The organism is Demequina globuliformis, assembly GCF_000975155.1.
Classification (GTDB): Bacteria; Actinomycetota; Actinomycetes; order Actinomycetales; family Demequinaceae; genus Demequina; species Demequina globuliformis.
The window spans coordinates 1,660,335-1,673,838 of sequence record NZ_BBRG01000001.1 but is presented as its reverse complement, the minus strand read 5'-3'; the positions used below and the strand labels follow the sequence as shown (position 1 = coordinate 1,673,838).

The window sequence follows — 13,504 nt, the reverse complement described above, 5'->3', positions numbered from 1 at the left end:
GCATAACAGCGAAATGGAGCCATTTGGCGTGGGGAGCGCGGGCCGATGCTTGGGTCGCCCAGTCAGCTTCCGTGGGTTCGCAATTGGCCCTCGTCGGGCAGTTCCATCTCAGCGGTCTCCGCCACGTTCGTCGGCAGCGACGGCCTAATCACTGTGCCGTCGGCACGGACGGTGCCGTGGAACGCTTCCGCGTCGGGCGCGCCAGGAATGCGTTCACCCTGGCCGTCGAGTGGAACCTCAAGCTCTGCCAACTGAGTGAGGCTGTGGCGTTCACCGCGCACGTCGATCGTGAGGCCTGGCCCCTCCTCGATAGCAAAGGAGATCGAGGCCTCGCGCACGGTCACCTTGACGCGGGTGCCGCGCTGGGTCAGGCGGAAGGTCAGCGAGGGCCACCCCTCCGGTAGGCGCGGGTCAAAACGCAGCACCTCGCCGTGGTCACGGAACCCACCAAAGCCGTACACGAGCGCCGACCACACCCCGCCTGTGGACGCCGTGTGCACGCCGTCCGCTGCATTCGAGTGCAGGTCGCCCAAGTCAACGAAGAGACTGTTCCAGAAGTACTTCAGCGCCAGTTCGTGATAGCCCACCTCGGCCGCGATGATCGACTGCACCACGCCTGACAGCGTGGAATCGCCCGTGGTGATCGGGTCGTAGTACTCGAAGTCCTTGCGCTTTTCCTCGAGCGTGAAGTGCTCACCTTGGAGGAACAAAGCCAAGACCACATCGGCCTGCTTCAAAATCTGGAAACGGTAGATCACCAGCGGGTGGAAGTGCAGCAACAACGGGCGCTGCTCCGGCGGAGTGTTGGCCAGGTCCCAGACCTCGCGCTCATTGAAGAGTGCGTCCTGCGGGTGAATGCCCAGGAGCTCGTCCCACAGCACCGCCATGCCGTCGGCCGCACGCGTCCACTCGGTGACCTCATCCTCGGTGAGTCCCAGGCGCGCGACCATCTTGTCGTGCTGCTCGGGCCAGCGGTCCTTGAGCTTCCGAACTGCCTGAGCCGCGCAACGAAGGTTAAAGCGCGCCATCACGTTCGTATAGAGATTGTCGTTCACGACAGTCGTGTACTCGTCCGGGCCCGTCACCCCGTGGATGCGGAAGGACTCACCCTTGCCCTCGACTTTGCGCCAAAAGCCCAGGTCCGCCCACATGCGCGCGGTTTCGACCAGAATGTCGATGCCGTTGCGGGCCAGGAACTCGTCATCGCCGGTGGCGCGCACGTACTTGTCGATCGCATAGGAGATGTCAGCGTCAATGTGATACTGAGCGGTGCCGGCCGCGTAGTACGCAGACGCCTCCTCCCCGTTGATGGTGCGCCAGGGGTACAGCGCACCGTGCTGGGCCAACTCCCCCGCGCGTCGGCGCGCCGCCGGCAGCATCTGATAGCGATACCGCAGCGCATTGCGGGCGATAATCGGGGACGTGTACGTGAAGAACGGCATCACGTAGATCTCTGAGTCCCAGAAGTAGTGGCCGCCATAGCCGGAACCCGTGAGGCCCTTCGCCGGCACCCCTAGGCCGTCGCCGCGCGCGGCAGCCTGTGCCAGCTGGAACAGGTTCCACCGCACTGCCTGCTGGATGTTGTCGTGTCCCTCGATCTCGACGTCCGACCGGTCCCAGAAGCTCTTCATCCACGCCAACTGTTGCTGGTACTGGGTGTCGATGCCCTCCTGCTGCACTCGGTCGAGCGTGCGGTGGCAGCGGTCGGCGAGCTCGCGCGCAGGGACCAGACGCGACGTGTGGTAGCTGACGACCTTGGTCAGGGTGAACACCTGGCCGGGCTCGGCGCGCGCGCGGAACACGTGCTTGGCGTAGTCGGGATCAACCTCGTCAATCCGGTCGTACTCTCCGTCGAACTCGACGTGATGCTGCATCGCCGCCGCCAGCGTCATGCCCGAGTCCTTGGCCTTGTAGCCCAACACCACACGGGAGCCTTCGGCGTGCTGCACGCGCGGCTCGAGGACCCGGTCGTCCAGGCGGTTCGCCTTGCGCGGGTCGGCCATGCCGGTGTGGACCGGAGTGGCACGGTACTCATCGAGTCCGGCCTGCCGGTTCAGCAACTGCGAGGAGATCGCGATGGGCGCGGCCTCGTCGAGCAGTTCCACCTCGTACGTCATCAACGCGAGGTGGCGCTGGGCGAACGACACCATCCGGCGGGACTTGACCCGAACCCGGTTCCCCGAGGGCGTGCGCCACAGCAACTCACGGGTGAGAACGCCGTCGCGCATGTCGAGCACCCGCTCGTACTCGATCAGGTCCGCGGCGGACAGCAGGAGTGGCTCATCATTGACGTACAAACGCATGATCTTCGAGTCCGGCACGTTGACAATGGTCTGGCCGGTGCGGGCGAAGCCGTATGCCTCTTCCGCGTGCTGAATGTCCCACGTCTCGTGAAACCCATTGATGAACGTGCCATGCGCGTGCGCGTCATGCCCATCCTCAACGTTGCCGCGCAACCCCAAATAGCCATTACCGACCGCGAAGAGAGTCTCGGTGACCCCGAGGTCGTCCTTCGAGAACTCGGTTTCGACAAGCCGCCATGGGTCCACCGGGAACCGGAGCCGGTCCATGTAGTCCGGCGTCGCGTTGTCCGGGTCATTGTGCCGTGCGGCCTTCATCCCATCAGCTCCTCAAGGTCGTTCACCACAATGTCGGCTCCGTTGTCGAGCAGCGCCTGCGCGCCCGCGCCACGGTCCACACCCACGACGAGGGCAAAGTCACCCGCCGCCCCCGCTTGCACGCCGCTGAAGGCGTCCTCGATCACCACGGCATCGGCCGTTGCCACGCCCAATCGGCGCGCGGCCAACTCAAACATGTCAGGCGCTGGCTTGCCCGCGATGCCCTCGGTGGCAACAGTGTTGCCGTCCACGACCACCTCGAACTCGGGCGAGAGGCCCGCAGCGGCCAGCACCTCAGTCGCGTTGCGCGAACTCGACACCACTGCGACCGGGACTCCCGTAGCGCGCAGGTGATGGACGAGCTTCGCGGAACCGGGATACGGCGCCACACCCTCTGCGCGCAGCACCGCCATGAACGCGTCGTTCTTCACGTTACCGATCCCGCACACCGTCTCCGCTCCGGGAGGGTCGCTCGGGTCGCCCCACGGTAGTTCGACGCCTCGCGAGCGTAGGCACGCATCGACACCGTCGTAGCGTGGCTTGCCGTCGACGTAGGCGAAGTAATCGGCATCCGTATACGCCGGCGTAATGCCGTGTCGCAAAAAGTACTCGGTAAACATCGCCGCCCACGCCTTCATGTGGACCTCGGCGGTCGGGGTCAGCACCCCGTCCAGGTCAAAGAGCGCCGCGCGGTAGGTGCGGCCGGGGGCGGGCGGGATGGTCCAGGTCGAGGTCATGCGTACTCCCTCGGTCGGGGACGGGCACGGTCGGGTGCGGGTAGGAACTCCCGCGGCACTGCCTGCTTCGATAGTAGTGACGCTCCCAGGGGGGTTGTCCATTCCCCGCCGGCCGAAGTCCCTCGTGAGGTGGCAGGAAATGCACGTCTAGCGGGCACTCAACAGCGAAATGGTTCCATTCGGCGTGGAGAGGGCGCTGGGTGGCCGTGTGACTCGGCGCGAGCGAAACGCTAGGGGCGCGGCGAGTGGAAGTATTGCTGCGCCGCCTCAAGCCCGTCGGTGACGACGCCTTCCGCGGCATCAGCGGCCAGGGCGATGAGCAAGTCGAGCTCTTTGCGCTCGGCGCCAGAGAAAGGCTTCAACACAAAGGTCGCCGCGTCCATGCTGCCCGGAGGACGGCCGATGCCGACCCGGACCCGCACGTAGTCGGGCGTACCAAGGGCCTTGGTAATGTCCTTGAGTCCGTTGTGGCCACCGGATCCACCACCGCGCTTGAGCTTGACCTGCCCGAAAGGCAGATCGAGTTCGTCGTGCACCACGATGACGTCCGCGGGGGCGACGGACTGGTACGCCGCGAGCGAGGACACCGGACCGCCGGACACGTTCATGTAGGACATCGGCACCGCAACCACCACGGGTTCGCCCCCGATGCGGACCGTCGCCGCCCTGGTGCGCGACTTCTTGTGCACGCTCAGCTTGGAACCGGATCTTGCGGCGAGTTCATCGATGACCATCTGGCCGATGTTGTGGCGGGTCCCCGCATACGTGTCACCAGGATTGCCAAGCCCCACGATGAGTCCGCTCACGTCCGTGTCCTTCCGTCTGCGAGGCGGTTGGCCGTGCGCAGGTCAATGTGTGCGGCACCAGTGTCCCGCGAAACGCGACGCGCCCGCCACCACAGGTGACGGGCGCGTCGCAACGGCGGTGCGAGTTAGGACTCGTCGCCCTCGGCGGCAGCCTCAGCGGCGTCACCCTCGGCCTCGGCGTCAGCCTCAGGCTCCTCGGCCGCGGTGCGCGGCACAGAGATGTGGATGATCAGCTGGTCAGCGTCGCCGGCCAGCTCCGAACCCTTAGGCAGCTCGAGGTCGCTGGCGACCTTCTTGTCGCCCTCTTCCATGCCCTCGATGTTGACGGTGAGGTACTCGGGCAGGTGCGTGGCCTCGGCCAGGATCTGCAGCGAGGCGTTCTCGAGAACGTGGATGGTGCCGGGAGCGGACTCGCCCTCGACGTGCACGGGCACGTCAACGGTGATCTTCTCGCCCTTCTTGACCAGCAGCAGGTCAACGTGCGTGATCGTGCGCTTGATGGGGTTGCGCTGAACGTCCTTGGCAACGGCAAGCTGCTCGTCGCCGTCAACCGCGATGGTGAGCAGGGCGTTGGGGTTCTTGAGCGCCATCATCGTGTCGTGACCCGGCAGCAGCAGGTGCGTGGGGGCTTCACCGTGGCCGTAGAGGACGGCGGGAATGAGGTCGGCGACGCGAGCGCGGCGGGCCGCACCCTTGCCGAATTCGGTACGCGCCTGAGCGGCGAGCAGCAGCTTGTCAGCCATGAGGTTCTCCTTGAGGGATTCGGTATGTGGAGCCAGGCAAGGCAGGCGTCAACAGCACACCGCCGCGTCGATCACGCCGGCACCCATGGTGACCAGCCTCGCCGAGGAACCGCATCAGTCTACCGGACGCGCATGCGTGATGCGTGATCGCGCGGGGCTCGGGCAGTGTGCGCGGTCATCGCGCCTGCTTTTCGGCAAGATGTACCAGCCCGGTGAGGAATCAGAACACCCCACGGCGCGTTGCTCACCAGTATGAGCACACCTGCGCAGTCAATGAGGCAAGGCAGTACCGGTGACATCTGGGAGAAAGGCGCCCGAGCGGGCTACGCCGTATCCGGCGCCCTCCACATCATGCTCGGATTCCTGATCGCCAGGATCGCATTTGGCAGTGGCGAGGAAGCCAGTTCAAGCCAAGCGCTCTCCGAGATCGGAAGCACCACGCTGGGCGCCGTGATCCTGTGGATCGCGGTCGTGGCGTTCGCCGCTTTGGGGCTATGGCAACTCGCTGATGGGTTGCGCTCCCGCGACAGCGCGAAGGATCGCGTCAAGTCACTCGGCAAGGCCGGCGTGTACCTCGTGCTCGCATTCACCGCGGCATCGATCGCCATGGGATCGTCCGGGGGCGGCGGCGACTCGCAGGCGCAGGGCATCGTCGCGACCATCCTCGGCTGGCCCGGCGGCCAGTTCATTGTGGGTGCCATCGGCATCGGCGTCCTTGGCGCTGGCCTGTTCCACATCGTGAAGGGCGCCCGCAAGAAGTTCATGGAGGACCTCCGCGCCGTACCTCCCCGTTCTGGAAAAACCGTCCGTGCCTTGGGCGCGACCGGCTACATCGCCAAGGGTGTGGCGCTCGGCGTCGTTGGCGGCCTGTTCACTTACGCGGCCGTGACCGCCGACCCCGACGATGCGGAGGGACTCGACGGTGCAGTGAAGAGCCTGCTCGATCTGCCGGGCGGGCCCGTGATCGTGGTCATCGTCGGCATCGGGTTCGCCGCCTACGGGCTGTACTCGTTTGTCCGCGCTCGCTACGCACGGATGTGACGCGATGATGGGACCAGGACCAGGTTTTGCCGCGCCCACGCGCGGCCAGGTGGGCCGCGGCATCGTCTTTCGCGTGCTCCTACCCGCAGCGATCCTGTGGGGCGCAGTCGTCGGCACCGGCTTCTTGCTCGTCGACGTCATCGGCATTGATGAGCAGGCGATCAATCAGGCAGCTGTCGACCTGCGCACAGCAACGCTCGACTCCGTCACAGCGGTCGTGTCCGAGCTCGGCAACACGCAAGTGTTGATGGCCACCTGCGTAGTCGGCGTCGCCTTCATCTGGTGGCAGTCAAAGCAATGGTGGTTCGCAATCGTGCCAGCCATCGCTCTCGCGGTGGAGGCGCTGGTCTTTCTGACCGCCTCGCTTGTCGTGGGCCGGCCGCGCCCTGAGGTCGACCAGCTTGATCATGCGCCACCCACGTCGAGCTTTCCCAGCGGGCACACGGGTGCCTCCACGGCCGTGTACCTCGCGTTCGCCTTGTGCGCGTCGAGAATCCGCCACACCGGTCTGCGCGTGACAGTGCAGGTCGTGTGCGTCATCATCCCCATCGGCGTAGGGCTATCGCGGGTGTACCGCGGGATGCACCACCCCACCGACGTGATCGCGGGATTCGTGGTCGGCACCACGTGCGCGCTCATCGCCTGGAACTGGGTGCCGCTGCGCGACAGCGCGGAGCGCGTGGTGGCTGCGTCCGCGATGCACACCTCGGCGACATAGGGAACCACCCACATACGTGAGGGCCGATGCCGGGGTGACCCCGGCATCGGCCCTCACGTATGTCGCGGCATTCGCCGCGTCAAGAGCTGGGCTTAGACGTTGCCCTGAAAAAGGCTGGTGACGGAGCCGTCGTCGAAGACCTCGCGGATGGCGCGTGCCAGCAGCGGGGCGATCGACAGGACGGTCAGCTTGTCGAAGCGCTTGTCGTCGGAGATTGGCAAGGTGTCGGTCACAACGACCTCGGTCACGCCGGAGTCGCGTAGGCGCTCCACCGCGGGTCCGGACAGCAGGCCGTGCGTGGACGTCACGATAACGTCCTTAGCGCCGTTCTCGAACAGCGCCTCCGCGGCCTGGACAATGGTGCCGCCGGTGTCGATCATGTCGTCCACGAGCACGCAGGTGCGGCCCTCGACCTCACCGACAAGTTCGTGCACCTTGACCTGGTTCGGGACGGACGGGTCACGGCGCTTGTGGATGATCGCCAGCGGAGCACCCAGGAAGTCGGACCACTGATCGGCCAACCGCACGCGGCCAGCGTCGGGAGACACGATGGTGAGGTTGTCAGGGGCGACGCGGGTCCGCACGTACTGCGCGAGCAGCGGCATGGCCCACAGGTGGTCGACGGGGCCATCGAAAAAGCCCTGGATCTGCGAGGTGTGAAGATCGACCGACATGATGCGGTCTGCGCCGGCGGTCTTGAAGAGGTCAGCCATGAGGCGAGCGGAGATGGGCTCGCGTCCCTTGTGCTTCTTGTCCTGACGGGCGTAGCCGTAGCACGGCATGATCACGGTGACGCGCTTAGCGGAGGCACGCTTGAGCGCGTCCACCATGATGAGCTGCTCCATGATCGACTCATTGATGGGCGCCGCGTGGGACTGCAGGACAAAGGCGTCAGCGCCGCGCACCGACTCGCCGAAGCGCACATACAACTCGCCGTTAGCGAAGGTGTACGCGGTGGTGGGGAGCAGCTCGATCCCCATCTCCTCGGCGACGGCCGTGGCGAGCTCGGGGTGTGCCCGGCCGCCGGCCAGGACCATCCGCTTCTCGCTCGCGTGCGAGATATCTGAGCTCATGACTCTCCTTCAGTCTCTGTCGCGGCGGCTCGCTCTGCTCGAGCACCCTCCGACAGTCCATCATCGTTGCTGCGCAGCGCCTCGTGGGCTGCTGAGGCTGAGGGCGTTCCTGGACGGCGCTCCAGCACCCATCCCTCAACGACTTGCTGGGGCGAACTGTTGCGACCGAGCGCACCCGGGGGCACATCGCGGCGGATCACCGCGCCCGCTCCGGTGTAGGCGCCGTCGCCAATCGTGATGGGCGCGATCAGGGAGTTGTCTGATCCCACCCGCACGTGGTCGCCAATGGTCGAGCGGTGCTTCGTGACACCGTCGAAGTTCACGAAGATGGTCGCCGCACCGATGTTCGTGTAGCGGCCAATACTGGCGTCGCCCACGTAGCTCAGGTGCGGAACCTTGGAGTGATCGCCAATGGACGCGTTCTTGGTCTCGACAAACGCGCCAATCTTGCCGCTGGCACCCAAGTGAGTGCCGGGTCGCAGATACGAAAACGGCCCGACCGTCGCGTCTTCATCGATGACGGAAGCCGAGCCGTGGGTACGGGTGACGGTGGCGCCAGCGCCGACCTGCACGTCCGTGAGAGTGGTGTCGGGGCCCACCGTGGCGCCCGAGGCAATCTGGGTTGCGCCGTGCAACTGCGTGCCGGGCAAAATCGTGACGTCTGGCGCGAGCTCGACGTCCGCGTCGATCCAGGTCGTTGCCGGGTCCACGACGGTCACGCCTTCACGCATCCAGCGCTCCACGATCCGGTCGTTGAGCGCGCGGCCCAGCTGTGCGAGTTGGACCCGGTCGTTCACGCCCTCGACGGCACCGGCGTCGGGCGCGACGAACGCGTGTGCGCGGCCACCCTCGCGGCGGGCAATGGCGATGACGTCTGGCAAGTACATCTCGCCCTGAGCGTTGTCCTGGTCCAATTGCGCGACGGCGCCGCGCAGAGCGGCGGCATCGAAGATGTAGATGCCGGAGTTGATCTCGTCGATCTCGCGCACGTCGTCAGAGGCGTCCTTGTGCTCGACAATCTCGACAACCTCGTCGGTTCCGGCGTCACGCACAATCCGCCCGTAGCCCGTGGGGTCCTCCACCCGCGCCGTCAACACGGTGACTGCAGCGCCCGCGTCGGCATGCGAGTCAAGCAACGCGCCCAGGAGCTCCGCGTCCACGAGCGGCACGTCGCCGCTGGTGACCACGATGGCGCCCTCAACCTGCGTCTCCAACACGGACGTATCACCCACGGCACCGGCGGCCACCTGAGCGGCGATCGCGGTGGTGTCCAGCGCGGACAGGCCGCAGTACACGGCGCGACCTGTGCCGGGGATCTCGTCTTGATCGGCAAGCAACGCGTGGGGGGCGATCTGGGTGATGTGCTCCGCGACCTGCTCTCGCTCGTGGCGGACCACGACCACGATCCGCTCTGGGTCGAGTTCGGCTGCTGCCGAGAGTGCGTGTCCTACGAGTGATCGGCCTGCGATGGAGTGCAAGACCTTCGGGGTAGCGGACTTCATCCGGGTACCTGCCCCGGCCGCGAGAATCATCACGGCGGCGGGTCGAATCCGACTCACCGGACCCCCTTCGGGTGGCTGTGAACGATGGTGAGCACCACTCTACCTGCCGTGCGAGGGCAGAGGCGTCCCGAGCATCGGCCCGGGTCACCTCACTGTGCGCGGTTCCCCGCGCACCCCGCTCCGCCCACAGGATTCGAACCTGTACTGCGAGGCTCCAAAGGCCTGCGTGCTGCCGTTACACCAGGGCGGAATGCGTGACTGGCGGTGCTACGAGGGACCAGTCTGCCAGGATTCGCGGCACACTAGGAACCGTGACTGATGAAAACCGCAAGGCTCCCCGTGCCCGCATGACCGCTCGCGACCGTCGCGAGCAGCTGCTGATCGTCGCGCGCGGCCTGTTCGCCGAGCGTGGTTTCGACGGTACATCAGTCGAGGAAATTGCGGCCCGGGCGGATGTGTCGAAGCCCGTCGTCTACGAGCACTTTGGTGGAAAAGAAGGCGTCTACGCGGTCATTGTTGACCGCGAAGTCGAGGCTCTGCTGGGCGCGCTCACAGGTGCCCTGTCTGAGCGCGGGCACCCCCGCCAACTCGTGGAACGCGCCGCCCGCGCGCTCCTGGATTACATCGAGTCCTCCCCTGACGGCTTCCGCATCCTTGTCCGTGATTCTCCGGTCGCCCAGGCCTCTGGCACGTTCTCGTCGCTCATTGGCGATGTCGCCACGCAGGTGGAGCATCTGCTCGCCCACCAGTTCTCCAAGCGGGGCCTGGATCCCGTGACGGCGCCCATTTACTCGCAGATGCTGGTGGGCATGGTCGCGCTTGCCGGCCAGCACTGGGCAGAGGTGCGCGAACCCAGCAAGGACGAGGTCGCCGCACACCTCGTGAACCTTGCCTGGAACGGCCTGAGCAACTTTGAGCGCGACCCGGTGATGCCACCGGTTGAGTAGCGCTGAAAGGGCGACAGACCGGTACGGACCAGGGCCGATGCGTGGGTCACCCCGCGCATGCAACTGACGGCTGCAATACAGTCGTCAGTGCACGTGTCCCTTCCCGGATTGGACTTCCCATGATTCAGGGCTTCAAGGAATTCATCACTCGCGGCAACGTCGTTGACCTCGCTGTCGGCATCGTGATCGGCACGGCTTTTGCGGCCGTGATTACGTCGGTCGTGGACGGCATCCTCACTCCGATCATCGCCATGATCTTTGGTGAGCCTGACCTGACGCAGGTCATGACGTTCACGATCAACAACGCTGTTTTCAGCATCGGGTTGGTGCTTGACGCACTCTTCAAGTTCGTGACCATCGCTGCGGCGATCTACTTCGTGGTCGTGGTGCCCATGAACAAGCTCGCTGCTCGCCGCAAGAAGGCGGACGAGGTCGTGGAGGAGGAGGGCCCCACCGAGGTCGAGCTCCTCATGGAGATTCGCGACGCGCTCGCCAAGCGCTGACCTCCTCCCGCCAAATGGCTCCATTTCGCTGTCTAGCGCCGCTAAACCAGCCAAATGGAGCCATTTGGCGTGAAGTGTGGTCTCGGGGGCGGGGGTTAGTTGACGATCGTGGCGCCCGGCGCCGGGCCAGAGGCGGTCAGCACCGAGTCGGCCACATCGGCAGCGCTAATGTGAGCGGCGATCGCGAGCGCATGCTGCCGCGACCTGCCCAGAGCCGCCACGGTGGGGCCCGAGCCGGAGACCATGACCCCCAACGCCTCCGCCTCCCGCGCGGCGTCCATCACCCTGGACAGGTGCGGCGCGAGGTCGAGCGCCGCCGCCTGCAGGTCATTCGACAGCGCCGCACCTACACGGTGGGGGTCGCCTGACATCAGGGCCGCCATCAGTTCCTGGCTAATCTGCGGGTCCGCTTCGACCGGGGCGCCGTCTGCCACCTGCTCGTCGAAGCGGCCGTACACCGCTGGCGTCGATAGACCCGCGCGCTGCGTCGCCAACGTCCAGTGGAACTCGCCCCGAGACATCGCTGGGGACAGATCGCTGCCACGTCCCAGGCCCACCGCAGTGTGGCCGTGCAAAGAGAAGGGCACGTCAGCCCCCAATGAGGCGGCGATCGTGTCGAGTTCCTGGCGCGACACCGCCATGCCCCACGCCTCGGCACAGGCAACGAGCGCGGCGGCGGCGTCCGCGCTTCCGCCAGCCATGCCGCCTGCGACCGGCACTCCCTTCACGATATGAAGGTCTACGCCCAAATCCATGCCGTACGCCGCACGCAGCGCATACGCGGCCTTCACCGCCAGGTTGGAGGCGTCGGTGGGGACGGCAGCAGTGTCGATGCCGAGCGTGCGCGGCGCCTCGACCGTGACACGAATCTCGTCGTCATCACGCACGGTCGCCCGCACCGTCTCGTAGAGGTCGACGGCTTGAAACACTGTCGCGAGCGGGTGATAACCGTCTGCACCCAGCGGTCCCACGGCGAGCTGAAGGTTGATCTTGCCCGGCGCACGGACAGTCACGGAGGGGCTCATGCCGCTCACTCTCCCAGATATCCCCGCCCGGCGAGAAACGGGCAGGCTTCTAGGCGGAGCGTTGCGCAGCGAGCGCCTCACTGATGCGCACAAAGTCACCGATGTCGAGTTGTTCACCGCGAGTCAGCGGCGCAATCCCGACGCTCACCAGTGCGTCCTCCGCGGCCGCCCCGGAACCGGCGATCCCGGCCAGCGCGCCACGCAGGCCCTTGCGTCGCTGAGCGAAGGCCGCATCGATCACTGCGAACACATCTTGGCGGCTCGCGTCCGTGGTGGGGACCTCGCGCCGCTCCATGAGCACGAGCGCGGAATCCACGCGCGGCACCGGCCAGAACACGGCACGTCCCACGTCCCCGGCGCGTCGCACCGAGCAGTACCACGCCGCCTTCGCTGACGGAATGCCGTACGTGCGCGAGCCCGGCCCGGCCGCGAGGCGGTCAGCGACCTCGGCCTGGACCATGACGAGGACGCGCTCGAGGGTCGGAAACGTCTCCAAGAAGTGCAAAATGACCGGTACGGACACGTTGTAGGGCAGGTTGGCGACCAGCGCTGTCGGCGCGGCCTCCAGCGAGGTCACCTTGAGCGCGTCGCTGTGCATGACGGTGAGCCGCTGGGCTTCCTCGGGTGCACGTTGGGCGACGGTGTCCCCCAACGCTCCCGCGAGAAGAGGATCGATCTCGACGGCGGTGACGTGGGCGCCGGATTCCAGCAAGGCAAGGGTCAGTGAGCCCAGGCCAGGGCCCACCTCGACGACGTGGTCGGACGCGCCCACGCCCGCGATACGGACAATGCGACGCACAGTGCCGGCGTCCACGACGAAGTTCTGGCCCCACTTTTTCGTGGGAGCGGTGCCGAGGGACTCCGCGAGTGACCGGATGTCCGACGGGCCGAGGAGTTCGGCCACGCGTTTAGTACCAGCCGACGCTCTGCGAGTGGCCCCATGCGGCACAGGGGCTGCCGTAGCGGCCCGAGATGTAGGACAGACCCCAGCTGATCTGGGTCGCCGGGTTGGTCGCCCAGTCGCTACCGTGCGAGGCCATCTTGGAGCCGGGCAAGGACTGCGGAATGCCGTGGGCGCCTGACGAACTGTTGTGGGCGTTGGAGTTCCAGTTGGATTCCTTGGTCCACAGCGCGTTGAGGCAGCTCCACTGATCCCCGGTCCAGCCCTTGGAGGCGGCCATCTCCTTGCCGATCGCGCGGTTGGTGCCAGCGTTAGAGACGCCGGTGGGGATGGCGGGCTTGGTCTTGGTGCCGATGGCGACGACCTCGTCGACGGGCTCATCGACCACGACGGTCAGCCCCTCGGAGCGTTCCACCTCGACGCCGTCCTTCAGGGTCACCTCGTAGGAGACCAGCGCGGTGCCGTCCTCTCCCTCGGTGACGACCTTCTCCGTCCCCTTGTCCGTGTTGGGGTCATCCTCTTGCACCGAGCCGTGCTCGAGCTTGACTTCCTCAGTCGTGGTGACGACCTCGATGTCGGTGGACGCAGCCTCGACTGGCGCGAGGGTGGCCTCGGCGGCGGCGACGTCCTTATCCGTCTGCGGGCTCGCGAAGGCGTTGACGCCAGCAGAGGCGAACGAGCCGACGGCGAAGGCCGACAGTGCCACGCCGACCGTCACGGTGCCGACGGTGCGGCGACGGAAGCGGGTCTTGGTGCGGGTCTCACGGCGCCCACCGGGCGCAGGGGTCGTGCGTCGGTAACTCAAGTTTGCGGTCCTTTCGTGCGCGTCACGGAGGTGCCATCCAAATAACGAAACCGTAACGGCGAATGGTCCTTTATCTCACAGCTGG

The 13,504-nt window shown here is 66.2% G+C and carries 13 protein-coding genes and 1 tRNA gene; 4 read left to right on the top strand and 10 right to left on the bottom strand.

The annotated features are described in order from the left end of the window. Positions 1-62: 62 nt before the first annotated feature. The 4 genes from AOP75_RS07840 to AOP75_RS07825 all read right to left on the bottom strand — a co-directional run bounded on the left by AOP75_RS07840 (position 63) and on the right by AOP75_RS07825 (position 4,904). Positions 63-2,618: a glycoside hydrolase family 65 protein gene (locus AOP75_RS07840; protein ID WP_062077984.1), complete on the bottom strand. Its 2,556-nt coding sequence runs from the start codon at positions 2,616-2,618 to the stop codon at positions 63-65. After that, positions 2,615-3,355, bottom strand: a complete 741-nt coding sequence (locus tag AOP75_RS07835; protein WP_062077982.1) for an HAD family hydrolase — start codon at positions 3,353-3,355, stop codon at positions 2,615-2,617. The genes AOP75_RS07840 and AOP75_RS07835 overlap by 4 nt, the downstream gene beginning before the upstream one ends. 230 nt (positions 3,356-3,585) lie before the next feature. Next, positions 3,586-4,161: an aminoacyl-tRNA hydrolase gene (gene pth / locus AOP75_RS07830; RefSeq protein ID WP_062077980.1), complete on the bottom strand. Its 576-nt coding sequence runs from the start codon at positions 4,159-4,161 to the stop codon at positions 3,586-3,588. Positions 4,162-4,286: 125 nt separating this feature from the next. Next, positions 4,287-4,904 carry a 50S ribosomal protein L25/general stress protein Ctc gene (locus AOP75_RS07825; RefSeq protein WP_062077978.1) on the bottom strand — a complete coding sequence of 206 codons (618 nt, stop codon included), beginning with the start codon at positions 4,902-4,904 and terminating at the stop codon, positions 4,287-4,289. Between the two features lie 273 nt (positions 4,905-5,177). Here AOP75_RS07825 and AOP75_RS07820 point away from each other — a divergent pair, with 273 nt between their 5' ends. Then, positions 5,178-5,945, top strand: coding sequence for a DUF1206 domain-containing protein (locus AOP75_RS07820; RefSeq protein WP_161794557.1), 768 nt, complete (start codon positions 5,178-5,180; stop codon positions 5,943-5,945). Between the two features lie 4 nt (positions 5,946-5,949). Continuing rightward, on the top strand, positions 5,950-6,663 hold the full coding sequence (locus AOP75_RS07815) for a phosphatase PAP2 family protein (RefSeq protein ID WP_062077974.1): 714 nt from the start codon (positions 5,950-5,952) through the stop codon (positions 6,661-6,663). A 92-nt stretch (positions 6,664-6,755) separates the two neighbouring features. Here the strand turns inward: AOP75_RS07815 and AOP75_RS07810 are convergent, their stop codons facing one another. From AOP75_RS07810 to AOP75_RS07800, 3 genes are all read right to left on the bottom strand, one after another. Further along, positions 6,756-7,736, bottom strand: coding sequence for a ribose-phosphate diphosphokinase (locus AOP75_RS07810; RefSeq protein WP_062077972.1), 981 nt, complete (start codon positions 7,734-7,736; stop codon positions 6,756-6,758). Continuing rightward, on the bottom strand, positions 7,733-9,295 hold the full coding sequence (gene glmU, locus AOP75_RS07805; RefSeq protein ID WP_062077970.1) for a bifunctional UDP-N-acetylglucosamine diphosphorylase/glucosamine-1-phosphate N-acetyltransferase GlmU: 1,563 nt from the start codon (positions 9,293-9,295) through the stop codon (positions 7,733-7,735). The genes AOP75_RS07810 and glmU overlap by 4 nt, the downstream gene beginning before the upstream one ends. A 121-nt stretch (positions 9,296-9,416) precedes the next feature. Further along, positions 9,417-9,488: transfer RNA gene (locus AOP75_RS07800), tRNA-Gln, on the bottom strand. A gap of 97 nt (positions 9,489-9,585) precedes the next feature. Between AOP75_RS07800 and AOP75_RS07795 the strand changes: the two genes are divergently transcribed. Both AOP75_RS07795 and mscL read left to right on the top strand, forming a co-directional pair. Beyond that, entirely contained in the window at positions 9,586-10,185 is a 600-nt protein-coding gene (locus AOP75_RS07795) for a TetR/AcrR family transcriptional regulator (protein WP_062077968.1), read from the top strand. Positions 10,186-10,304: 119 nt separating this feature from the next. Continuing rightward, the gene (gene mscL / locus AOP75_RS07790) at positions 10,305-10,688 is read left to right on the top strand and encodes a large conductance mechanosensitive channel protein MscL (protein ID WP_062077966.1); all 384 of its coding nucleotides are present in this window, start codon (positions 10,305-10,307) and stop codon (positions 10,686-10,688) included. Between the two features lie 95 nt (positions 10,689-10,783). Here the strand turns inward: mscL and AOP75_RS07785 are convergent, their stop codons facing one another. Genes AOP75_RS07785 through AOP75_RS12885 form a run of 3 tightly spaced genes read right to left on the bottom strand, consistent with a single transcriptional unit; the run spans position 10,784 to position 13,419 of the window. Further along, positions 10,784-11,713 carry a 4-(cytidine 5'-diphospho)-2-C-methyl-D-erythritol kinase gene (locus AOP75_RS07785; protein WP_062077964.1) on the bottom strand — a complete coding sequence of 310 codons (930 nt, stop codon included), beginning with the start codon at positions 11,711-11,713 and terminating at the stop codon, positions 10,784-10,786. 49 nt (positions 11,714-11,762) lie between these two features. Continuing rightward, positions 11,763-12,617: a 16S rRNA (adenine(1518)-N(6)/adenine(1519)-N(6))-dimethyltransferase RsmA gene (gene rsmA / locus AOP75_RS07780; protein ID WP_062077962.1), complete on the bottom strand. Its 855-nt coding sequence runs from the start codon at positions 12,615-12,617 to the stop codon at positions 11,763-11,765. Positions 12,618-12,621: 4 nt separating this feature from the next. Then, positions 12,622-13,419 (bottom strand): aggregation-promoting factor C-terminal-like domain-containing protein, encoded by a 798-nt coding sequence (locus AOP75_RS12885; RefSeq protein ID WP_062077960.1) that lies wholly within the window; start codon positions 13,417-13,419, stop codon positions 12,622-12,624. Between the last annotated feature and the right edge of the window lie 85 nt (positions 13,420-13,504).

Excerpts from the sequence above, each read along its gene's own strand:
- AOP75_RS07840 (WP_062077984.1), bottom strand. The coding sequence starts at position 2,618 with ATGAAGGCCGCACGGCACAATGACCCGGACAACGCGACGCCGGACTAC.
- AOP75_RS07835 (WP_062077982.1), bottom strand. The coding sequence starts at position 3,355 with ATGACCTCGACCTGGACCATCCCGCCCGCCCCCGGCCGCACCTACCGC.
- AOP75_RS07825 (WP_062077978.1), bottom strand. The coding sequence starts at position 4,904 with ATGGCTGACAAGCTGCTGCTCGCCGCTCAGGCGCGTACCGAATTCGGC.
- AOP75_RS07820 (WP_161794557.1), top strand. The coding sequence starts at position 5,178 with ATGAGGCAAGGCAGTACCGGTGACATCTGGGAGAAAGGCGCCCGAGCG.
- AOP75_RS07815 (WP_062077974.1), top strand. The coding sequence starts at position 5,950 with ATGATGGGACCAGGACCAGGTTTTGCCGCGCCCACGCGCGGCCAGGTG.
- AOP75_RS07810 (WP_062077972.1), bottom strand. The coding sequence starts at position 7,736 with ATGAGCTCAGATATCTCGCACGCGAGCGAGAAGCGGATGGTCCTGGCC.
- AOP75_RS07795 (WP_062077968.1), top strand. The coding sequence starts at position 9,586 with ATGACCGCTCGCGACCGTCGCGAGCAGCTGCTGATCGTCGCGCGCGGC.
- mscL (WP_062077966.1), top strand. The coding sequence starts at position 10,305 with ATGATTCAGGGCTTCAAGGAATTCATCACTCGCGGCAACGTCGTTGAC.
- AOP75_RS07785 (WP_062077964.1), bottom strand. The coding sequence starts at position 11,713 with ATGAGCCCCTCCGTGACTGTCCGTGCGCCGGGCAAGATCAACCTTCAG.